This window comes from Exiguobacterium sp. UBA1053 (assembly GCF_002316465.1).
Lineage (GTDB): Bacteria > Bacillota > Bacilli > Exiguobacteriales > Exiguobacteriaceae > Exiguobacterium_A > Exiguobacterium_A abrahamii.
Window position 1 is genome coordinate 567,240 of sequence record NZ_DCDO01000013.1, and the last position, 21,611, is coordinate 588,850.

Below are 21,611 nucleotides of genomic sequence, written 5' to 3' on the forward strand. Positions count from 1 at the left end.
ATCGTCATGTTAATCGAACAAATCATGAATACGACGTGCATCACGATGCAACCGACGAATTCCATCGCGCATGCGGTCGAACTCATGCAACGTCATCAGATTCGTCATGTTCTTGTCGTCAATGCCCGCCATGAACTCGTCGGTCTTGTCGGATTAAAGGAAATTCAAAGCGCAAGTAGTATCTTTCATCCGGATACAGCAAAACAAGACCTACAGTATCCGGTCTCAAGCATCATGATTGAAAGTCCTGTCACTGCTCATCCGCTCGATTTTCTCGAAGATGCGGCTGTGCTGTTTTATGAATACCGATTGACGTGTCTGCCAATCGTCCGCGGTCGACGCCTTGTCGGTGTCGTCACGGAAACGGATTTGTTGCGGACATTCGTTCAATTGACGGGTGCACTCGAACCAAGTTCTCAAATCGAAATCCGTGTTGAGAACACTGCTGGAACATTAGCAAAGATTGCCGCACTGCTTGCCAAAACGAATATCAATATCTTAAATGTACTCGTATATCCAACAGACGATCCGTATGTCCGGATCGTTGCGTTTCGTGTCCAGACGATGAATCCGATTCGGATCATCGAAAAGTTGCGCAAAGAAGGATTCGATGTACTTGGACCGGATGTGAGCAGATGAAGGATTTTGCCTATCTGTACAGTCCTGAAGAGGCGACTTATCGGTTTTCGGAGACACATCCATTCAATCCGATTCGCCTCGAATTAACGGTTTCTTTGCTTGAAGCGATGCATCAATTAGATGACATTCCTTGTATCGCGCCACGTCATGCGACTGATGAAGAATTGTCACTCGTTCATGATCAGGATTATATTGCTGCCGTCAAAGCAGCCGGGACCGGAGCATTAACGCCTCTCAAGGCACAGATGTATGGTCTCGGGACAGAAGACACCCCTTTGTTCCAGGGGATGCATTCGGGCGCTTCTCTCCTTGTCGGCGGCACGATCGAAGCATGTGACCTCGTCTTATCTGGTCAATATAAACGGACCTTTCATATCGGTGGCGGATTGCATCACGGATTCCGTGGGCGTGCCTCTGGTTTTTGTGTCTATAACGATACCGCTGTCGCCATGGCAGCCATGATTGAAAAATATCACTGTAAAATTCTTTATGTCGATACGGACGCTCATCACGGTGATGGTGTACAATGGGCCTTTTATAATCGAAAGGACGTCATGACATTGTCTCTCCATGAGACGGGTCGCTACTTGTTTCCAGGAACGGGAATGGTGACGGAACGAGGGTCTGAAGAAGGATATGGATTTAGCTGGAACGTGCCACTGGACGCCTTTACGGAAGATGATTCGTTTTTACTCGCTTATGAGACGGCACTCTTTGAAGCCTGTGAATTGTTCCAACCGGATCTCATCATTACGCAAAATGGTGCCGATGCACACGCGCTTGATCCATTGACTCATTTATCCTTAACGATGAAAAGTTATGAGCAGATCCCTCAAATCGCCGTCGCTGCAGCAAATAAATATACGAATGGAAAAATCGTTGCTTTAGGAGGCGGTGGCTATGACTGGTATCGTGTCGTCCCCCGCGCGTGGAGTCAAGTTTTTGCTGCCATGACCGGACAAGCTCCGTTTCGTGGAGAGATTCCTACTTCATGGCAAGAACGTTGGAGTGGACAAGAAACACCCCCACCAACACACTGGCATGATTCAACACCACTCTACCCCGCCATTCCGCGACGACCTGAAATCGAAGAAAAAAATTGGGAGACTGTTAAACGACTAATTTGGCCGTTCGTGAGCGATGAGCGTAAGAAACAATTGACTGCGACTTCCCCTTACTCCGTTGATTAATCGACTTTATATCTTCACATTTATTTCGTTCGGAGTTCACAACTTGTTGCTATACTAAATATGGAATTTTTACTTAGTAAATGAATAATAGTTGGGGGAATCATCATGAAAAAGGCATGGCTTTATTCCGGTCTTATTCTATCGACGGGGATCGTACTCGCAGGGTGCGGCAATGAAAAACAGGCAATGGATCACGATAACATGCAAGGGTCAGGAAAACCGACGGTCGAGGTCAACGTCAATGTTCCGGCCAAGACAATGGAAGAAGATAAAGTTGTTTTTAAAGCGTCAGCTGTCGAACAAAAGAAACCAGTCAATCTTGAGGACGTGACATTTGAAGTTTGGGAAGCCGGAAAACAAGACGGTGCCCATCAAAAGTTCAAGGCAACCTTGAAAAAGACGGGTTCTTATCAAGCAGAAGCTAAGCTTGCTGAAGGTGAGTATGAAGGACTGTATCATATCAATGATAAAAAAGGACTCCATCATATGGATAAGATCTCATTCGTCGTCATGGATCATTCACATGAAAAAGAGGAAGCATCGCACGAGCATGGACATGATCACGAAGCCGTCGATGGCCTGTCTGTCCATTACATGGGCGCAACAAAAGCGAAAGCTGGTGCTGAACTTCCCGTCTCCTTTCATGTTTTCCTCGATGGGAAACCGCTAAAAGCGAACGTACAAGTGGAAGTCATTGAAACGGGCATTGAAAAGCATAACTACGTTCCTCTAGAAAAAAAGGGTGATGCCTACAGCGGGAAAGTGACATTGACTGCACCTGGTCAGACGACGGTTCGACTCCATGTCGAAAATGACAAACTCCACCATCACCAAGATGAACTTATTACCGTCGCGAAATAAAAAAACGTCTCTTTTTTCAAGCAGCTTGCTTGAGAGAAGAGACGTTTTTTCGATTAAGGACGTGTCGAATCCCGTTGTTCGATTCGGTGTGGTAACGTGACATCGTTCGTTTCAATTTCTTCTTTGTTCAAGATTTTCGTCAATAGACGCATCGAGACTGCTCCGATATCATACATCGGTTGAACGACAGTCGTCAGTTTCGGACGAATCATCGTCGCAAGACGTGTGTTATCGTGTCCGATAACTTCGAAGTCTTCCGGTACACGATGTCCAGCATCCTGTAAGGCATGGATGACACCAAGAGCCATCTCATCCGTTCCAGCAAAAATCGCGCGTGGGCAATCTTCTCCAAGTTCAAGCAATTGATTCATCGCCTTCATTCCTGAATCATACGTATAGTTTCCAAGGACGACATTTTGCTCGTTAAACGGAAGATTTGCTTCTTCGAGTGCTCGGCGATAACCCGCAAATTTCTTTTCACCATTGATTTGCTGTTCGAGTGGTCCAGTGATGAATCCAATCCGTTCATGTCCACGGTCGATCAAAGACTTAACAGCATCGTGCGCAGCACTCTCATAATCGATGTTGACGGCGGGAAGATCATAATCTTGATTCAACGTCGCAGCAAGAACGATCGGAACTGGTGATGTTTTGAACTCACGAACGAGATCCTCATGCAAACGTCCGCCCATGAAGATGATTCCATCCACCTGTTTTCCGAGTAATGTATTGAGCAAATGAATCTCTTTTTCCCGATTTTGGTCGGAGTTACATAAAATGATGTTATATTTATACATTGTCGCGACGTCCTCAATCCCGCGTGCTAAATCCGCAAAGAAGATGTTCGAAATATCGGGCACGATGACACCGACCGTCGTTGTTTTTTTACTTGCCAGTCCACGGGCAACAGCGTTCGGACGATAACCAAGCTGTTCGATTGCGTCTTGGACCTTCTTTCGTGTAGATGGTTTGACATTCGGGTTTCCGTTGACGACACGCGATACAGTCGCCATCGAAACAGCAGCCTCTCGCGCGACATCGTAAATCGTAATATTACTATTCAAAACAAATTCCTCCTTTAGTATGATCCATCTCAAGTGTTTTCATTTCGTTTTCATTTTTAGGCAACACGAAAGGAAGACAGGAAAAGATAGTTTTCTTTTCCCATTCTTCCTTCATTGTAAAACGTTTTCATTCGCTTTAGGTTACCCTTTTTCGGAAATCATTGAACGTTTAGTGCCGGAAAGGTAGTCGTCAAGTTTTCGATGAACGTATCGAATTCTTGGAAATCGAGTTGTTGGTTCGCATCAGACAACGCAAGTGCTGGGAACGGATGGACTTCGACCATGACAGCGTCTGCTCCAATCGCGTATGCCGCTTTTGCTGTTGGCAAGAGTAAATCCTTACGTCCTGTCGAGTGCGTGACATCGACCATGACAGGGAGATGCGTCTCTTGCTTCAGAATCGGAACTGCTGAGATATCAAGCGTGTTCCGTGTTGCACGTTCATACGTCCGAATACCACGCTCACATAAGATGACTTGATCGTTACCACTCGCCATGATGTACTCAGCCGCGTACATGAATTCCTCGAGTGTTGCAGAAAGACCTCGTTTTAAAAGAACCGGTTTATTCGTACGACCGACTTCCTTGAGTAAATCGAAGTTTTGCATATTGCGTGCGCCGACCTGGATGATGTCGACATATGGTAAAGCAGATTCAACGGCGCTCGGTGTCATGATTTCAGTGATGACATGCAAACCGTGCGCGTCCGCTGCTTTTTTCAACATCTTTAGACCTTCGAGTCCTAGACCTTGGAAGTCGTAAGGCGATGTACGTGGTTTGTACGCTCCGCCTCGCATGAACTTCACGCCATGTTTCGCGAGCTGTTCCGCGATCTCAAATACTTGTTCTTCGCTCTCGACCGCACACGGTCCAGCGATTAATTGTTGCGAACCGTCTCCGATGACGGCATCTCCGATCCGGATGATCGTATTCGTCGGTTTTTGTTTCCGTGATACGAGTAATTTCCGAGTCCGATCTTCTCCTTGTAATTCGAGAGAAGCTTTGAAAATTTCTTTAAATACATGCTGAAGGCGTCCTGTTTCAAAAGGTCCATGGTTATTAGCGGCAATTGATTCGAGCATTTGACGTTCTCGAACAGGGTCGTATCGATCAAGCCCTTGTGCTCGTTTGACTTTTCCGATTTCAACGGCAATTTGACCGCGTCTGTTCATCAATTCCAATAATTCTGCATTCACTAAATCGAGTTCATCACGTAATCTTTTTAATTCTGCATGTTGATCCATGTCCTACCACTCCCTAATCAGCATATAGCTCGTAATAGCAACTAATTATAGCGAACTCTTTCCCTGTTGTACATAAAGAAGCTGCATGATTTCTTAAAATATGAAAATAAATTACGTTTTTTCATATAATTTTTTTGTGTTTTCTCTATAAGGAAACATAGAAAAAGAGCCCTCGTGATGAGAGCTCCTCATATATTGATTATTTCTTATGATTCACATCAGACTGCGGATCATTGTCTTCCTCTTGTTCATCTGCTAACTGTTCGCGTAACTCCGAAAGTTCAACGACCGTCTCCGTGTCGATCTCTTCTGCAACAGACGCCCCATCCACTTCGTCGCCGATTTCACGTTCGATGTCACGTACGAGTTGCTCCGCTTCTGCGAGAGCAGCATCAATGCTTGCTTGATCCTTCTCAAAGCCCGCATATTGTGCCGCTTCTTGAACCGTTGAATTATTCTTCGCTTTTTCAATGACAGGTGCTGCCTTATCTTTCGCTAGTTGAATCCACTCACCTACGAGTGGCTCCGCTTTTTCACGGACAACTTGTGTCTGTTCCGTCAAACGTTGACGCGCAGGCGCCGTACGCTCGTCAATCAGATTGCGTACTTCACGACCTGATTTTGGGCTAGAAAGGAGAGCTGCCGCAGCACCAATCAATCCACCAACGATGACTCCGGCAAGGAAGCCTCCTCCTTTAGAAGAATCTTGTGCTTGATATGGGTGTTGTTTCGTCATGATTTACGATCTCCCTTCAACTCATCTGGAATGCTTTCAACGTCCGGTACTGACACGACTTCCGGTGTGACCGGCGCCTCAGCCTTTTTCCGGAATCGACGACGTGGCTTTTTCTCAACCGTCGTCGTTGCCGTCGAATGATTTTGAACCGTAGTCTCTGCCGGTTTATTTTTCTTAAATAACTCTACAGCGACTGAGCCCCAACGGACTGCTTGCGCAATCTGTTCTTTATTCGTATCCGCTGCACCAGCAACCGTATCGGATACTGTCCGGACAGAATCTGTCACTTTGTTTAAAGACGTACCGAGTTCTTCGATCGAGTTTGCGACAGGTGCAAGCAATTCTGTTTTTTCTTCAATCGTATCGACCAGACGATTCGTCTTATGTAACAACGCTGTCGTCTCCATCATGATACCGTCTAATTGACGTTCAAGTCCTGCTGTCGTGTTGGCTACATTGTTGAGCGTCTTACTCGCAGCACCTAATACACGGGCAAGGAAAATGACGAGCACTACGAATGCGATCGCAGCGACTAATCCGGCGATTCCGCCTAATGTGATTTCCATGGTTCTTGCCTCCAATTTTTTTGCATAGTCTTTTGTTGTTAGTTCGACATGTAGCAAGTCGTTCCTGCTACTCCAAATGGTTTATTTCCGTTACAATGATAAATGAAACCTACATAATCCATTTCGAGGGGGAAATTTCATGCGTGACCCACGTCTTACTCAACTGGCAACGAATCTCATTAACTATTCGGTTGCCCTTGAACCTGGTGAAAAAGTATTGATTGAAAACTTCGGCATCGAACGCGAACTGGTCGAGGCACTCGTTGAAGCTGCCTACGCGGCTGGCGGACATCCGTTCGTCTTACTTAAGGATAATCGTATCCTACGAAAATTATACCGAAATGCTTCAGAAGAGCAACTCCAATTGATGGCAGACATCGAACGCAAGCAAATGCAAGCGATGGACGCATACATCGGACTACGTGCTGGTGATAACATCAATGAATTGTCAGATGTGCCGGCTGAACAGATGAAACTTTACGGTCAAACGATCGGTAAGATGCACACACAAGATCGTGTCAAAGGAACGAAATGGGTCGTACTTCGTTTCCCAACTGCATCGATGGCGCAACTTGCGAATCAATCGACAGAAGCATTCGAAGACTTCTACTTCGATGTCTGCACGCTTGATTATGAAAAAATGGGACAAGCGATGGAACCACTCGTCGACTTGATGAACCGGACGGATCGTGTTCGTCTCGTCGGACCAGGAACGGATCTAACGTTTTCAATCAAAGACATCCCAGCCATCAAATGCGCCGGAAATGCTAACATTCCAGACGGTGAAGTCTTTACGGCACCCGTCAAGGATTCGGTCAACGGTGTCATCTCATATAACACACCATCTCCGTATCAAGGGTTCACGTTTGAAAACGTCAAACTGACGTTCAAAGATGGTAAAATCGTCGAAGCGACGGCGAACGATACGGATCGGATCAACCAAGTCTTCGATACAGATGCTGGTTCTCGTTTTGTCGGCGAATTCGCGATCGGCGTCAATCCCTTCATTCAGCATCCAATGAAGGATATTCTATTCGATGAAAAAATCGATGGCAGCTTCCACTTCACACCAGGTCAAGCTTACGAAGAAGCCTACAACGGTAATGACTCATCCGTTCACTGGGATCTCGTCAACATCCAACGTCCTGATTACGGTGGTGGAGAAATCTGGTTCGACGACGTATTGATCCGTAAAGACGGTCGTTTCGTTCTTCCAGAACTCGAAGTCCTCAATCCTGAAAACCTGAAATAAGAAAAAGCGGATGGCTCGTCCTTCATTAGGACGGGGTCATCCGTTTCTTTATCTTATTTTTTCAATGTCGCACGAAGCATCCAAATTTGTTTTTCGATTTCCTTCGCTTGACCAAGTAGATCATCTTCAACCGTCACGTCTTGTGCCTCAAGATGTTCAATCGCATCGAGCATCTCTTTTCGGACTTGTTGGAAGTCTTTGATGACGGAATCAATCATCTCATCTGCCGATAATCCCGATTTCGCTTCTTCAAGCGTTGTTTGCTCTAAATACTCTTTTAGTGTCGCAGAAGGTGTTCCGTTATTCATCAGGAGACGTTCTGCAACGACATCATATTGTTCAGACACCCATGTATAAAGTTCTTCAAGCTTCTCGTGAAGCGTTAAGAAGTCTGGTCCTTTAATGTACCAATGATAATTGTGGAGTTTGACGAACAGCACCCCATAGTTTGCTACCTGTTGATTCAAAGCTGATTTTGCATGATTACTAATCATCTGATATTCCCCTTTCCTGATTTCAAATGACGTTCTATTTCATCTTTATCCTTAAATAACAAAGAATAAACATCATTCTCAGGAAAAGTGCTCTATCGAGGACGCTTTAATCCTTTCAACATATACCCACCTTTGAAGTCGACAGAATCGAATGCGACGAGGAATGCTTTCGGTTCGTATTCTTCGACGAGATTACGAAGCACTTTCATACGTGTTCGAGCCGCGAGCACATCTAACCGATAACGGACACCGTCTCGTCCTTGACCTTGATAATGTGTCACACCAAAACCATTATCGCGAATGACTTGAATCAGTTCCGCTGGAAATTCTTGCGTATGCACTTGAATCATATTGTAACCGATGGCGAGTTTTCGCTCGACATATCCACCGACGAGTATTCCTAGACCAAATCCAAGCGCGTAAACGACCATACCGAGTGTCGTTAAGTCTTGGAATACGATTCCTAGTGCAAAAATGTAAATCAATGTTTCGACTGTGCCAAATAATCCGGCAATGACAGTTCGCCCTTTGACGAGCATGATCGTCCGTAATGTCAAAACAGGAACGTAAATCAACTGGAGCAATAAGATGAGTAAAATCTGTCCCATGGTGTCTTTCCTTTCTGTTAATAACTTCAACACATACACACTATTTCAAACTTTTTTTCAAGATGCAATCCTATTTTAGATTTTCCTCATCGTTTTTTTGAAATTACTATCATAATTCAAAAATACGACAAAAAAAGTGCCACTCGAGTCGAGTGACACTTTTGATTCTCGCTTATTTCACACTTTGATACTGATGCTGATACGTTTGGATATCGCCCGCTCCCATGAACAGAAGCACAGCATTTTCATGCTGACGTAGAACAGACACGTTATCGCGCGTCAGAATAGAAGCTTGCGGGATTTTCTCCTGCAGATCTTCGACGCGAACTTGCCCTTCCTGCTCACGTGCCGATCCAAAGATTTCGCATAGATATGTCGCATCTGCTTCACGTAAAGAAGTCGCGAAATCATCCATGAATGATTTCAAGCGTGTGTACGTATGCGGTTGGAAAATCGCAATGACTTCGCGGTCCGGATATTTCTTCCGTGCCGACTCAATCGTCGCGCTGATTTCCTTCGGATGGTGCGCGTAGTCATCTACTAGGATTTGTGTGCCGAATTCCGACTCACTGAAGCGACGTTTTACACCACCAAATGTGGCTAAACGTTCAGCAACGTCGTCTTTGCTCAATCCTTCGTACTGACAGATCGCAATGACAGAGAGTGCATTCAAGACATGATGACGACCGAATCCTGGAATGAGGAACGTGCCGTAGAAATCATCACGTAAATAAACATCAAATGATGTACCATCTGGCGTTGACGTCGCGTTTTCCGCGCGGAAATCATTGTTTTCTCCAAATCCATAATAGAGAACAGGTACATTCGCTTGAATGTTTTGAAGATGCTCATCATCTCCACAAGCAACGATCGCTTGCTTAACCTGCATCGCCATTTCTTGGAATGCCGAAACGACGTCATCGATTCCTGTGAAATAATCCGAATGATCGAAGTCGATATTCGTCATGATAGCGTAGTCCGGCTTGTAATATAAGAAGTGACGTTTGTATTCACATGCCTCGAAGACGAATGCTTTCGCATCCTCTACTCCTGCCCCTGTCCCGTCTCCGATCAAGAAAGCTGTCGGCGTGATACCGCTCAAGACGTGTGAAAGCAAACCTGTCGTCGACGTTTTTCCGTGTGAGCCTGTAATAGCGACCGAACGATATTCATTTGCTAGGTGTCCTAAGAAATCGTAATAATGATGGATGGTTAAACCAAGTTCATTTGCCCGTGCGATTTCTGGATGATCATCTCCAAAAGCATTCCCTTGGATGATGACATAATCTTCTTTGATGTTATCCGCATTGAACGGGAAAAATGGAATTCCCTTAGCCCGTAACGCGTCTTCAGTAAAAATGTGCTTTTCGATGTCTGAACCTTGCACCTCATGATTCATCTCATGTAGTACTTGGGCGAGCGCACTCATCCCTGTTCCTTTGATTCCAACAAAATGATACTTTGTCATATAAAAGCCCTCCAATTCACGTTCCGGTCCGTACCATCGGGCTCGGGTACAAAACCTGTACCATTATAGCAAACCGATTTATTTTTTACCATGTAAATTATTTTGTTCTCGACGTGCGCGATACATCGCCATCAAGTCTTTCGTCGTCATGACGACGTTAACAGGCGGTCCGACCGGTTTTTTCACTTCCGACTGAACAGGCTTATCCACCTCAGTAACAGATGGATCTTGATCTACTTCAACAGCAGATGGATCAAAAGTCGGTGCGAAGCTCTCCGCTTGTTGCTCAGCTTCTTTTTCATCAGCAGACTCTTCACTTGATGTCTCTGTCGGAACAACTAATTGTTCCACCGTCTCACTGTTGGAAGATGTTTCAGTTCCGTCCGTTTCTTCTACTTCGGTTACGGTCGGCACTTCTCCTCTTACGAGCTCTTCACTTGTGTGAGGTTCCGGTACAAGTAATTCGACGTCCGTCACCGGTACAAGACCAGCATTCGCTTCGTCTGATACGACTTCTGTCGGATCAACTGATTGTTCCATCGTCTCACTGTCGGAAGATGTTTCAGTTCCGTCCGTTTCTTTTACTTCGGTTACGGTCGGCACTTCTTCTCTCACGAGCTCTTCACTTGTGTGAGGTTCCGGTACGAGTAATTCGACATCCGTCACCGGTACAAGACCAGCATCTGCTTCCGCTTCTTCTAATACGACTTCTGGCGCGATCAGTTCTTTATCCGTCAAAGCAACCTCATCAGTATTTCCCTCTTCGACTGTTTCCGAAACCTGCTCACTCATTTCTGTTTCTTCCGCAGCTTTTACGGTTTCCGATGCAGATTGCTTCGGACGTTGGAATCCATAAATCGGTGAAGGCACATCCGTTAAAACGAAGCGATCTTCACGCTCCTCTTTTTTCGGACGTTCCACCGGCTTTGTCTCACGTTCCCCTGCAAGCTCTCGACGAATCCGGGCAGCCTGCTCTTTTAGTGACTGTTCATAACGATTACTCATACGTTCACCCCTCCATCTTGTTAAAAAATCGGTCGAATCATCGACCGATTGAGAATGCATCCCCTACTGCTTTTGTATCATCGAGTACAAGAATCCCTTTTTCTTGTGGTGCATCGACAAGTCCGAGCTCACGCGCTGAACAGAGCATACCGCTTGATGGTACGCCGCGTAACGCTGAAGGACGGATGATTAACCCAGACGGCATGACCGCTCCCGGTTTAGCAACGACTACTTTTTGACCCGCCGCTACATTCGGTGCTCCACAAACGATTTGTAAAGTTCCGTTATCTACTTCTACCTGACAGACCGATAATTTATCAGCATCCGGATGCTTCTCGCAAGAAGCAACGAACCCAACAACGAATTTCGGAGAATAATCCACTTGTTCGAGTGACAATTCGATATCTCGACTCGCCAGTTCCTTTTGGATGCGTGTTGCCAATTCTTCCGTCAATTCAACCGGTCCTTGTGTCTCGATCGTAAACGTAGTCGAAGCATCAAACAGGTTGTAACCGACGACACGATCACCATGCTTGATAGTTGCTACGTCTCCTTCACGAGTCGCTGTCACTTCCGCACGTGGTGCGTCTTCCAAAATGATCATTAAGACGTCGCCGACGCCCTCTTTATTATAAAACACATTCATTCAATCCATGACTCCCTTCCGTCTTTCTCACAATGCCTATTGTATCAGATTCTTCACTCTTTCGGCTGCTTGTTTTTCGCAAGGACGAAGACCGGCTCCAGATTGCCATCTTCATATAAGAATGGCAGTGCCGTGACCGGTACACGACCGTTCGAGAAGAAGTCAAACATCAACTGCTGTAAGACATCATATCCGGCGTCATTCCGAATATCAGCGAAAATCAGGACATCCTGATGCGGAATTCCGACTGCGAATTCTCCTTCGATTTGCGCCGCATAATCGGCTAATAAAGTCTTGTTCAAAACACGACTCGCCTCATATCCGTCGCCGAGACTCAAGAAATAAAAGATATTCCCTGCGACTTCGTCTTGTTTAAATAGCGCTTCAAGCGATTTCACATTAAAACGCGCTGCTTCTGATAACTGTTCAGCTGTCCATTCAGCAGACGCCAGTAACTCCTCATCAATCAAACGATACGTCGCCCCTAAATCAAGTGCGTACATGATTTTCGTCTCACCCGTATGTGGTGTACTGACGAGCGTCTTCCCTTCTTTTGTCGTATCGGCAAACGATTTAGCGCGAATGACAGGAAAGATTTTTTGTTCTTGTCCAACGAGTGAGATTTGATCCGTTTGTCCGAGTACAGCACGGATATATTCGATCGTCTCTTCGACTGCGATGACACCTCTTCGTTTTGCTTTTGCGACAAGCGGATTCAATCCGACATCAACGCCTGATTTATCGTGCTTTCGCTCAATTCGTAATACAGACTTTTCACGATCGAAATATGTCGTGTACCCTTCTTCTTCAAATGTTTGTGTCATCATTCTTCGGATTTGTTGTAGTTCCATTCGAATTCATCCTTTCTATCATGAAAAAAAGCGAGTCAGCGCTCGCTTTTTTCTTAAACCGTCTCTAAAAATGCTGTCACCTGTTCTGGTGTCTTCCGCTCTTTCCCGACATAACGCCCTGTCTCTTCACCATCGCGGAATGCAACAAAACTCGGAATTCCGAAGATGTCCATTTCCTGGGCAATTTCAATATGATCGTCGCGATCGACGTAGTAAAACTCGAAGCCGTTAAATGTTTGCTCGATTTCCGGCATGAACGGATCTAAGAAGCGGCAATCCGGGCACCAGTTTGCTGAGAATAAAAAGACGGCATTTCCTTGTTTTGCTGTATCGAATTCTTGTTTGGATTGTAATGTTTTCATGATGATTTCCTCCTTTGATTTCCCTAGAAGTCATTGCCCTCATCATAGCATATTCAATTGTGGCTGTGCGTTTTCGTGCTTGGTTTGCTATACTGCAACTAGAAAACACCTGGAAAGGACTTCACTATGGCAGATCAACCAATCAAACATCCGTTCGAACGCTTCGTCGGCTTCGTTGGCATGACGAGTTGTTTACGTTACGGCTATTCCTTCATTGATTCCGAACGAAGCTTACCCGAAATCTTTTTGTATTTGGTCGTCGGTTTTGCGATCATCATTTTACTCGAAGCACTCGGAAAACGACTCGCTCGAAAATTGCCCGTCGTACGCATGCGGTATTTGACTCCACTTTACCTCATTTACCTCTACGTTTTCTTTACGAGTTTTTATTCAAGTTCATTCGGATTCTCTTTATGAAAAAAGCTGATTCAAAAAGTCATATGCTTGTTCGTCCACCATCCGGTCAAACAGGCGTATCCTTTAGAATCAGCTTTTTGTATTTAATATTCGATTTTTAAATCGCCATCTTGAATCCGACCGAGACGTCGTAATATGCGATAAATGAAATAACTGATGATGCCGGGCGCAAGGAAACAGAGGACAGCGACTGCTAGGTAATACTCCATTTCGAACCCCATCGTTTTTAATAACATCAATGGACCAACGAATCCGCTCGTACCCATACCAGAACCTTCCGGATTGCTCTCAAGCATTAACAGAACAGTCGCAAATGGCGCTAGTATAGCACCGGCTGCAGTTGGTGGTAGAAGAATCCAAGGATTTCGAATGATATTCCCTACTTGTAACATCGATGTTCCAATCCCTTGAGCAACCACACCACCGATTCCGTTATCACGGTAACTGATGACGCCAAACCCAATCATCTGTGCCGCACAACCAATCGTCGCCGCCCCTGCAGCAAGTCCATCCAAACCAAGCATGATTCCAAGCGCAGCACTCGAAATCGGCGCTGTCAATGCAAGACCCATGACGGTAGCAACGAAAATTCCCATGAATAATGGTTCGCGTTCCGTTCCCCAACGAATCAACTCACCAAGATCCGTCATCCCTTTTCCAATCCATTTTCCTGCGTAACGTCCGGCAACGAATCCGGCTAGTAACGTAACGAACGGCGTCAATAAAATATCGAGTCGCGTCGTCTTTGAAACGAGTTTTCCGACCTCTGTCGCAAGAAGCGTTGCAATGTAGCTACCTGCTGGTCCTCCTGCTTCATATCCGAACGCACCAACAGCAACTGCTGCGAACAAGATCAGCGGTGGTGCCTCAAGTGCAAACGCTACAGCCACACCGATTGCTGGCCCGGTAAGTGCGATCGCCTGCTCTCCTAACTGAATGAGGAACTTCGCCTCTACACCACGATCGACCAGTCCCTCACCAATCGTTCGGATGATGAGACCCATGATCAACGAACTAAACAAACCAAGTGCCATATAACTTAATACGGTGATGAAATATACTTTAGGGCTAAGTGAGATCCCTTTTTGTTTGAACATCTTGTCACGTCCTTTTCTTAACATCGCGTATCATTATATCAAATCTCCTTTCTATCCGACTACATTGTTTTTCCAACTGACAAGACAGTTCATGCTTACGTCGTTCTTATTAAACAAAAACAGACAGCGGATTCACATCCACTGTCTGTCATGTCATTCACTTGACTTGTAGCGTCGCGAGTGTCGTCGTATCGAGGTTCGTGACGAGTTTCCGAAGCAATTCCTTCGCCGCATCATAATCATCTGTATGCATGATCGATGCATGCGTATGGATGTAGCGTGCTGGTAAACCAACGACTGTCGTGGGAATCCCATTATTCGAACGATGGATGACACCACCATCGGTTCCACCTGCACCGACATAATATTGATACGGAATCTTGTTCGATTCTGCCGTATCGAGGACGTAATCCGTCATCTCTTTTGAGAGGATCATGACACTGTCTTTAATTCGAAGCAATGGTCCTTGTCCGAGTTGACCGAATTCCGTTTTGTCTCCTGATGCATCATTGGCAGGAGAAGCGTCGACGACGAACGCGACGTCGGGATCGATGAGTGCCGTCGCTGTTTGCGCACCGCGCAATCCAACTTCTTCTTGAACCGTTGCACCCGAGAACAAAATGTTCGGATGATCCGCCGCTGTCGTCTCTTCCAACAATTCAATCGCCATTCCGACACCATAGCGGTTATCCCATGCTTTCGCCATGATCTTCTTCGGATTCGCCATCGGTGTGAACGGGAAGAATGGTACGGCAGGAATACCTGGACGTACTCCAAACGATTCTGCCTCTTCTTTTGAGTCTGCACCGATATCAATGAACATGTCTTTGATCGCCATTGGCTTATTGCGCACTTCTTCTGTCAATAAGTGTGGTGGAATCGATGCGATGACACCAGGGATGACACCGTTGTCCGTACAGATCGAGAAGCGTTGCGCAAGCAACACTTGGCTCCACCAGCCACCGAGCGGTTGAATCCGCAACATTCCGTTCTTCGTGATTTGCGTCACCATGAATGCCACTTCGTCCATGTGCCCGGCAACCATGACTTTCGGCCCTGTCGCATCGCCTGTTCGTTTTCCAAAAATCGAACCAAGCCCATCCGTAACGATCTCATCCGTGACAGGTGTGATGCGCTCGCGAACGAACTGACGAACGTCGTGCTCAAACCCCGGTGCCCCGTTCAATTCCGTCAGTGTTCGAAATAACTCTCTCGTTTTTTCATTCATATGTATCGCCTCCTGCTTCTCATTATACAAAAAATTGCTTCTATCACTTAACCTTTTGTTTCTCTCTGAACGAATTATTTGGTACAGTAGGAATAGAACCTGTAAGGAGGGGAATTTTAATGAAAAAACGCTATTGGATTATCGGATTGGCAGCAGCTGTCGTCGCCGCTTTCGCAGTGAAGAAAGCCGTTGATAACAAACAACTTTCTGCCGAGGAAGCGCTCGAAATCACGAAACGCACATTTTCAGCAAAAGGACGTGTCCAAGGTGCATGGATCTCTGCAACACCAGAGGCTTACGCATATGAGTCACGTGACTACCAAAGCTACAAAGGTGGCATCTCGGTCCTTGAAGGTGATGACGAAAAAACGTATCAATTCACAGTTGATGCCGAAACTGGCGCTTTACTCGAATACGCTTAATCAAAAGACCGTGCTTCGATCGACGAAGTACGGTCTTTTTTCCACGTTCATCTGAAGGAGGTATGATTCATGTCGATTCTTGCTACGCTGTTCGTTATCCTCGTTGCTTTGGAACACTTTTATATTTTAGCACTTGAAATGTTCTTACTTTCTTCCAAAGCGGCTCGTCGAACGTTCGGTTTAACGGACGAAGCTGTTGCATCACAACAAATTCGGACACTTTTTGCGAATCAAGGCTTATATAATGGATTTTTAGCAGCCGGACTAGTATTTGGTCTGATTCGTCAGGATGTGGCTGTCCAATTGTTCTTTTTAGCGTGCGTCATCATCGCTGCGCTTTATGGCGCCGTGACTGCCAATCGCTCCATTTTACTCAAACAAGGCTTGCCTGCCATACTTGCTTTCATCTTCGTGTTGCTTGCATGAAAAAAGCCTCTATCCGATTGGATAGAGGCTTTTTTTCTTAATTAACGCGGGTTGTCGTTGCGTTCGTAGATCGGGTTCATGTATTCCGTCGTCGAGTATAGACGTGGAACAACGATGTATAAGATGACCGCTGGTACAGCGATGATCAACAACATCAAGAGCATCGGTAACCAGTAGACGACTTTTTGTTGAAGATTATCCGAGTTACCGTCGATGTATTCTTTTACGCCATCAACTTTTGCAGCATCGGCACTCGTCAACAATTTACCGCTATCGGCATTGAAGAAGTGGATTTCACGTTTGATCGTGATGAAGATGCCGTCACGGACTGTCTCGATGACAGCGATTCCGCCAATGACTTCTTCTCCTTTTTCATTCGTGAACGTCTTCGGATCCTCGATTTCGACCGAACCTTTTTTATAATCGTAATGCGTCGTTGGTAATTCCTCATTTAATGCTTTCGTCATTTCTGAGGTATCAACCGCAGCAAGTACCGATTGACCGATACTTAATGCGAGAAAGAGCGCCGTTACGAAGGCTAAGCTTTTCTGCCACATCCCCAAATTCCCCCTTTACCTATAAGTACAAGTTCTTCAGTCAACAACATTGTACCAATTAATAAGAAAAAAGTGTGAAAGAAATACCAGGAAAATAAGAAAACTTTTTGTCTAAATTAATTTTGGTACGTTGCTTCCATCCGATAAATCGGTTGACCCATTGATGAAAAACGCTCTTCGTACTCTGTCCGGACGTTATCTTCCGGTTCATTCGCATGTAAATCAAGCGACATCCAGTCGAAGCGCATACCGTATGCTGACATCGTCATCAAACTCGATTCGAACAACTTCCGATTATCTGTCTTGAAGTGAATTTGACCTTTCGCCGGTAAAATATCTTCATATGTCGAGAGGAATGTTTTATACGTCAAGCGGCGTTTCGCATGACGTGTCTTTGGCCATGGATCAGAGAAGTTCAAGTACACGCGGGACACTTCACCTTTTTCAAAGTAATCACGTAGGTCTTTTGCATCGACCGTCAAGACGCGAACGTTCGATTGTGGTGTTTCGACCAATTTTTGAACGATCGTCACGGCAACGCTTTCGAATAGTTCGATCGCGATGAAGTTGATATCCGGGTGTTGGTGCGCCATTCCGGTAATGAAAGCTCCTTTCCCTGATCCCACTTCGATGTAGATCGGGTTATCATTCTTGAACTCGCTAGCCCATGCTCCTTTAAGAGATGCTGGTTCTGCTATATAGATCGAGGATTGTTCCTTCATATAATCCTGCGCCCATGGTTTATGTCGTAAACGCACTATCGTTCATCCTTTCCAAACTTAAATTATCCGCAGATAAGTTTATCATGATTCGGGTAATTATATAAGAACTTCTTCGTTTCCTGTCGAAGAATGTTCAGCAGTTCGTCACTTGAGAAATAGTGAGCATTCTAATACACTTAAGGTACGTAAGAACCGAAAAGGAGGGCTATACTGTGGATGATTTCTTGATTAGTTGGGCATCTCCCATCGTTCTCGTCTTGGGAATCACTGCTTTGTTCGTCTGGGCGACTTTCGGAAAAGTCGACGTCGAATAAGGGCAATCTCTGTACCTTGTGTAATCATACACAAGGTACTTTTTTTATTATCTAAATGATTTTAGGTTGGTTTTACCATGAAACAGATGTATACTTTTTTTGAAACAGATAATTTATTACAGCTATCGAACACCAAAAACGTTGGTAAAAAGGAGAATTGTAATGAACGAAAATAAAAACAGTGATTCAAAAGAACTAGTACAGAAGAAAACAGGTGCGGATCTCGTCGTCGATTCACTCATCGAGCAGGGTGTTGATTACATCTTCGGTATTCCCGGCGCCAAAATCGATTCCGTCTTCAATGTGTTACAGGACCGGGGACCTGAACTCATTGTTGCACGCCACGAACAAAACGCTGCCTTCATGGCTCAAGCCATCGGACGCTTGACGGACAAACCGGGTGTTGTCCTTGTGACATCTGGTCCTGGGGCATCAAATTTAGCGACTGGTCTTGTGACGGCGAACTCTGAAGGTGACCCTGTTGTCGCAATTGCCGGAGCTGTCACGCGGGCCGATCGTTTAAAACGAACACATCAGTCCATGGACAATCAGGCACTCTTTACACCGATTACGAACTTTAGTGCTGAAGTGCAAGATGCCGATAACATTCCAGAAGTATTATCGAATGCTTTCCGAACAGCTGAAACGACAGCTGGAGCTGCTTTCGTCAGTATCCCGCAAGACGTCGGGTTAAGCGAAGCGAACGTCACGGCGTTCCGTGCGGTTGAAGCACCAAAGCTCGGCGTTGCACCAGAAGCATGGGTCGATGAAACAGCCCGTCTGATTCAAGAGGCAAAACTCCCTGTCTTGTTACTCGGTATGCGCGCGAGTCAGCCAGACGTCGTACATGCGATTCGTTCGTTACTCAAAAACGTCTCGATTCCTGTCGTTCAGACATTCCAAGCGGCCGGCACGTTATCACGAGAGCTTGAATCGAATTTCTACGGACGTGTTGGATTGTTCCGTAACCAGCCGGGAGATGCGTTACTTGCTGAAGCGGATCTTGTCCTCTCAATCGGATATGACCCAATCGGTTATGACCCGAAATTCTGGAACCAACCAACGCACGACCGGACGCTTGTTCACATCGATCAAATGCGTGCTGAAATCGATCATTTCTATCGTCCAGATCATGAGCTTGTCGGTGATATGGCGAAAACAGTCGACGCGATCGCTGAACGCCTACGACCACTCACATTACCTGAAAGCTCTGTTCAATTCCTCGAAGGATTACATCAACGTCTTGTCGATCGTGATGTTCCTCCTGTCGCGGATTCTCCGTTGACGCATCCACTTTATTTCATGAAGACGTTGCGTGAAAAAATTGCGGACGATGTCACCGTCACGGTCGATGTCGGCTCACACTATATTTGGATGGCACGTCACTTCCGTTCGTACGAACCGCGCCATCTCCTATTTAGTAACGGAATGCAAACGCTCGGCGTCGCACTTCCATGGGCAATCGCAGCTACACTCGTTCGTCCCGGAAAGAAAGCTGTATCGATTTCAGGTGACGGCGGATTCCTCTTCTCTGCAATGGAACTTGAGACAGCTGTCCGTTTGAACTCACCACTTGTCCACTTCGTCTGGCGCGACAGCGGATTCGATATGGTCGCGTTCCAACAAGAGATGAAATACAAACGGAAATCCGGTACGTCATTTGGTGACGTCGATCTCGTCAAATATGCGGAAAGCTTTGGAGCAAAAGGACTCCGCGTCAATCATCCTTCGGAACTCGCAGCAATCATGGATGAAGCACTCGCGACAGACGGTCCCGTCATCGTCGATGTACCGATCGATTACCGTGACAACATCGCGCTCGGAGAACAAGTTCATCTCGATCAATTGAACTAAGGAGGATTCACATGGCACACGATAAAACACTCGTCCAGATTTCAACGATGATGGCACTACTTGACGGCGTATTTGAGAGTGAAGTCACGTACGCTTCCGTCCTTGATCAACGTGATTTCGGTATCGGAACGTTTGACCACTTAGACGGTGAAATGATTGGATTCGATGGTCAATTCTATCAACTCCGCTCAGATGGTAGTGCTCGACCGCTCCAACCTGAGACGACGACACCTTTCGCGACATTGACCCGTTTCGAGCCGGAACAAACTCTGACCGTGACGGAAGAGATGTCAAAAGCGACGTTTGAGCACTGGCTGAACGAACAACTCCCAACGATCAATAGCTTTTATGCTATCCGGATTGACGGAACATTCACGGAGGTTCAGACACGCACCGTCGCACGCCAGGAAAAACCGTTCGTTCCAATCACGGAAGCTGTCGCTTCTCAAAGCGCTCGTACGTTCGAGCACACGGAAGGAACGCTTGCCGGATACTATACACCACGATTTGGTCACGGTATCGCCGTCGCCGGATATCACCTTCATTTCATCGATGCTGCTCGCGCAGGTGGTGGTCACGTCTTTGACTACACAGTTAAGAACGTCACCGTCACATTCGAAGAAAAGCCGCAACTTGATTTACGTCTACCGACGACAGCGGCTTATCGATCGGCAGATCTCGAAAGTCACGATATTGAAAAAGAGATTAAAATCGCAGAAGGTTAAGCAAAAAAGCGTGTCGTTCCCTTTCGGAATGACACGCTTTTTAGTCGTTTGAGTATTCAAGTAGCTGTTCAAGAAAATGATAACTGTCGTCGACATCCGGATGACGCGTATCTTCATACCAGTAGAGTGACAATACTGCTTGCGCTACGACATACCAGTGCATGCGTCGCTTCAAATCACTCGTCAAAGGATGTCCATAATGTTCGAACCATTCTGGCCAAGCCGCTTCGTCGACATAACTATATAACATCATTCCAAGATCGTACGCACGGTCAGCAATGATCGCATCATCCCAATCGTTCAGATAGAGTTGACCGTCTGCTCCCGTCAACCAGTTATTATGGTTCAAATCTGAATGACAAACGACCTGCTCATCCGTTCTGACCTGCTCCAGATTTTGTTCGAGGTAAACCATCGCATGTTCCACGAGCTCCGGATCCTCTAAATCATCCGGTTGAAAGTACAAACGACATTGTCGCAATAACTCATCAGGTTCGATCGGGCGCTGGTCAAGCTGTTGTAGCATGAACAGTAATTCCTTCGAATCATGGATTTTCCCAAGCAAACGTGCTACTTCAGGACGTTCCATCATTTCGGGCTCCAACTCGTCGCCTTCAATGAACTGTTGGGCGCTGATGACGTCCCCACTATAAATCCGTTTCGTCCATAATAACTTCGGAACAATTCCGTCTGCAGATAAAATCGCCAAAAACGGCGATGAATTTCGTTTTAAGAACAACTTCGATTGTCCGGTTGAAGCGATATACGCTTCTCCTGTGATTCCACCTGCTGGCGTAAGGGTCCAGCCTTCGCCAAGCGCATCTAAAATATCTAATTCCATTATAATCCGCTCAACTTTTTTA

Annotated in this window: 26 protein-coding genes; 10 read left to right on the forward strand and 16 right to left on the reverse strand. The window is 45.9% G+C overall.

The features are described 5' to 3' along the window. Positions 1-6 precede the first annotated feature (6 nt). The 3 genes from B3G15_RS10595 to B3G15_RS10605 all read left to right on the forward strand — a co-directional run bounded on the left by B3G15_RS10595 (position 7) and on the right by B3G15_RS10605 (position 2,690). On the forward strand, positions 7-639 hold the full coding sequence (locus tag B3G15_RS10595; protein WP_023469065.1) for an acetoin utilization AcuB family protein: 633 nt from the start codon (positions 7-9) through the stop codon (positions 637-639). After that, positions 636-1,829 (forward strand): acetoin utilization protein AcuC, encoded by a 1,194-nt coding sequence (locus B3G15_RS10600; protein ID WP_290720743.1) that lies wholly within the window; start codon positions 636-638, stop codon positions 1,827-1,829. Before B3G15_RS10595 ends, B3G15_RS10600 begins: the two co-directional genes overlap by 4 nt. 105 nt (positions 1,830-1,934) lie before the next feature. Continuing rightward, positions 1,935-2,690: a FixH family protein gene (locus tag B3G15_RS10605; RefSeq protein ID WP_156501819.1), complete on the forward strand. Its 756-nt coding sequence runs from the start codon at positions 1,935-1,937 to the stop codon at positions 2,688-2,690. 53 nt (positions 2,691-2,743) lie between these two features. On the opposite strand, the gene ccpA is transcribed toward B3G15_RS10605, so the two are convergent. The 4 genes from ccpA to B3G15_RS10625 all read right to left on the reverse strand — a co-directional run bounded on the left by ccpA (position 2,744) and on the right by B3G15_RS10625 (position 6,300). Next, positions 2,744-3,754 (reverse strand): catabolite control protein A, encoded by a 1,011-nt coding sequence (ccpA, locus tag B3G15_RS10610; RefSeq protein WP_023469068.1) that lies wholly within the window; start codon positions 3,752-3,754, stop codon positions 2,744-2,746. Positions 3,755-3,912: 158 nt separating this feature from the next. After that, positions 3,913-4,998 carry a bifunctional 3-deoxy-7-phosphoheptulonate synthase/chorismate mutase gene (locus B3G15_RS10615; RefSeq protein ID WP_290720749.1) on the reverse strand — a complete coding sequence of 362 codons (1,086 nt, stop codon included), beginning with the start codon at positions 4,996-4,998 and terminating at the stop codon, positions 3,913-3,915. A 199-nt stretch (positions 4,999-5,197) separates the two neighbouring features. Then, the gene (locus B3G15_RS10620; RefSeq protein WP_064299494.1) at positions 5,198-5,734 is read right to left on the reverse strand and encodes a YtxH domain-containing protein; all 537 of its coding nucleotides are present in this window, start codon (positions 5,732-5,734) and stop codon (positions 5,198-5,200) included. Continuing rightward, positions 5,731-6,300, reverse strand: coding sequence for a DUF948 domain-containing protein (locus tag B3G15_RS10625; RefSeq protein ID WP_029342359.1), 570 nt, complete (start codon positions 6,298-6,300; stop codon positions 5,731-5,733). Before B3G15_RS10625 ends, B3G15_RS10620 begins: the two co-directional genes overlap by 4 nt. A 139-nt stretch (positions 6,301-6,439) precedes the next feature. Here B3G15_RS10625 and B3G15_RS10630 point away from each other — a divergent pair, with 139 nt between their 5' ends. Continuing rightward, a complete protein-coding gene (locus tag B3G15_RS10630; protein WP_029342360.1) occupies positions 6,440-7,552 on the forward strand; it encodes an aminopeptidase in 1,113 nt (370 codons plus the stop codon). A 53-nt stretch (positions 7,553-7,605) separates the two neighbouring features. On the opposite strand, the gene B3G15_RS10635 is transcribed toward B3G15_RS10630, so the two are convergent. The 7 genes from B3G15_RS10635 to B3G15_RS10665 form a co-directional block, all read right to left on the reverse strand. After that, entirely contained in the window at positions 7,606-8,046 is a 441-nt protein-coding gene (locus tag B3G15_RS10635; RefSeq protein ID WP_023469073.1) for a Dps family protein, read from the reverse strand. Between the two features lie 92 nt (positions 8,047-8,138). After that, positions 8,139-8,654, reverse strand: coding sequence for a DUF2179 domain-containing protein (locus tag B3G15_RS10640; RefSeq protein WP_023469074.1), 516 nt, complete (start codon positions 8,652-8,654; stop codon positions 8,139-8,141). A 172-nt stretch (positions 8,655-8,826) separates the two neighbouring features. After that, complete coding sequence (gene murC, locus B3G15_RS10645) at positions 8,827-10,122, reverse strand: UDP-N-acetylmuramate--L-alanine ligase (RefSeq protein WP_023469075.1); 1,296 nt, start codon at positions 10,120-10,122, stop codon at positions 8,827-8,829. Positions 10,123-10,200: 78 nt separating this feature from the next. Continuing rightward, positions 10,201-11,127 carry a hypothetical protein gene (locus B3G15_RS10650; protein WP_214858157.1) on the reverse strand — a complete coding sequence of 309 codons (927 nt, stop codon included), beginning with the start codon at positions 11,125-11,127 and terminating at the stop codon, positions 10,201-10,203. A 37-nt stretch (positions 11,128-11,164) separates the two neighbouring features. Then, positions 11,165-11,773, reverse strand: a complete 609-nt coding sequence (gene ytpR, locus B3G15_RS10655) for a YtpR family tRNA-binding protein (RefSeq protein WP_290720757.1) — start codon at positions 11,771-11,773, stop codon at positions 11,165-11,167. 53 nt (positions 11,774-11,826) lie between these two features. Then, a complete protein-coding gene (locus B3G15_RS10660; protein ID WP_290720759.1) occupies positions 11,827-12,624 on the reverse strand; it encodes a DUF1444 domain-containing protein in 798 nt (265 codons plus the stop codon). A 53-nt stretch (positions 12,625-12,677) separates the two neighbouring features. Beyond that, entirely contained in the window at positions 12,678-12,986 is a 309-nt protein-coding gene (locus B3G15_RS10665) for a thioredoxin family protein (protein WP_023469079.1), read from the reverse strand. A gap of 126 nt (positions 12,987-13,112) precedes the next feature. Here B3G15_RS10665 and B3G15_RS10670 point away from each other — a divergent pair, with 126 nt between their 5' ends. Next, positions 13,113-13,403 (forward strand): hypothetical protein, encoded by a 291-nt coding sequence (locus B3G15_RS10670; RefSeq protein WP_023469080.1) that lies wholly within the window; start codon positions 13,113-13,115, stop codon positions 13,401-13,403. Between the two features lie 83 nt (positions 13,404-13,486). Here the strand turns inward: B3G15_RS10670 and B3G15_RS10675 are convergent, their stop codons facing one another. Together B3G15_RS10675 and B3G15_RS10680 are read right to left on the reverse strand one after the other, a co-directional pair. After that, positions 13,487-14,500, reverse strand: a complete 1,014-nt coding sequence (locus tag B3G15_RS10675; protein ID WP_290720762.1) for a PTS transporter subunit IIC — start codon at positions 14,498-14,500, stop codon at positions 13,487-13,489. A 157-nt stretch (positions 14,501-14,657) separates the two neighbouring features. Further along, positions 14,658-15,728, reverse strand: coding sequence for a M42 family metallopeptidase (locus B3G15_RS10680; protein ID WP_035396484.1), 1,071 nt, complete (start codon positions 15,726-15,728; stop codon positions 14,658-14,660). Positions 15,729-15,847: 119 nt separating this feature from the next. Between B3G15_RS10680 and B3G15_RS10685 the strand changes: the two genes are divergently transcribed. Then, positions 15,848-16,150 (forward strand): PepSY domain-containing protein, encoded by a 303-nt coding sequence (locus tag B3G15_RS10685; protein ID WP_012371126.1) that lies wholly within the window; start codon positions 15,848-15,850, stop codon positions 16,148-16,150. 69 nt (positions 16,151-16,219) lie between these two features. Continuing rightward, complete coding sequence (locus B3G15_RS10690) at positions 16,220-16,576, forward strand: DUF1304 domain-containing protein (RefSeq protein WP_290720775.1); 357 nt, start codon at positions 16,220-16,222, stop codon at positions 16,574-16,576. Positions 16,577-16,617: 41 nt separating this feature from the next. Here the strand turns inward: B3G15_RS10690 and B3G15_RS10695 are convergent, their stop codons facing one another. Beyond that, the gene (locus B3G15_RS10695) at positions 16,618-17,133 is read right to left on the reverse strand and encodes a hypothetical protein (RefSeq protein ID WP_058703918.1); all 516 of its coding nucleotides are present in this window, start codon (positions 17,131-17,133) and stop codon (positions 16,618-16,620) included. Between the two features lie 116 nt (positions 17,134-17,249). Next, complete coding sequence (gene trmB / locus B3G15_RS10700) at positions 17,250-17,891, reverse strand: tRNA (guanosine(46)-N7)-methyltransferase TrmB (RefSeq protein ID WP_023469086.1); 642 nt, start codon at positions 17,889-17,891, stop codon at positions 17,250-17,252. 176 nt (positions 17,892-18,067) lie between these two features. On the opposite strand from trmB, the gene cydS reads away from it, so the two are divergent. The 3 genes from cydS to budA all read left to right on the forward strand — a co-directional run bounded on the left by cydS (position 18,068) and on the right by budA (position 20,748). After that, positions 18,068-18,169 (forward strand): cytochrome bd oxidase small subunit CydS, encoded by a 102-nt coding sequence (cydS, locus tag B3G15_RS15990; protein WP_023469087.1) that lies wholly within the window; start codon positions 18,068-18,070, stop codon positions 18,167-18,169. A gap of 162 nt (positions 18,170-18,331) precedes the next feature. Further along, positions 18,332-20,023 carry an acetolactate synthase AlsS gene (gene alsS / locus B3G15_RS10705; protein WP_149427732.1) on the forward strand — a complete coding sequence of 564 codons (1,692 nt, stop codon included), beginning with the start codon at positions 18,332-18,334 and terminating at the stop codon, positions 20,021-20,023. An 11-nt stretch (positions 20,024-20,034) separates the two neighbouring features. Then, positions 20,035-20,748, forward strand: coding sequence for an acetolactate decarboxylase (gene budA, locus B3G15_RS10710; protein WP_023469089.1), 714 nt, complete (start codon positions 20,035-20,037; stop codon positions 20,746-20,748). A gap of 40 nt (positions 20,749-20,788) precedes the next feature. On the opposite strand, the gene B3G15_RS10715 is transcribed toward budA, so the two are convergent. Beyond that, positions 20,789-21,589: a phosphotransferase family protein gene (locus B3G15_RS10715; protein WP_087681261.1), complete on the reverse strand. Its 801-nt coding sequence runs from the start codon at positions 21,587-21,589 to the stop codon at positions 20,789-20,791. Between the last annotated feature and the right edge of the window lie 22 nt (positions 21,590-21,611).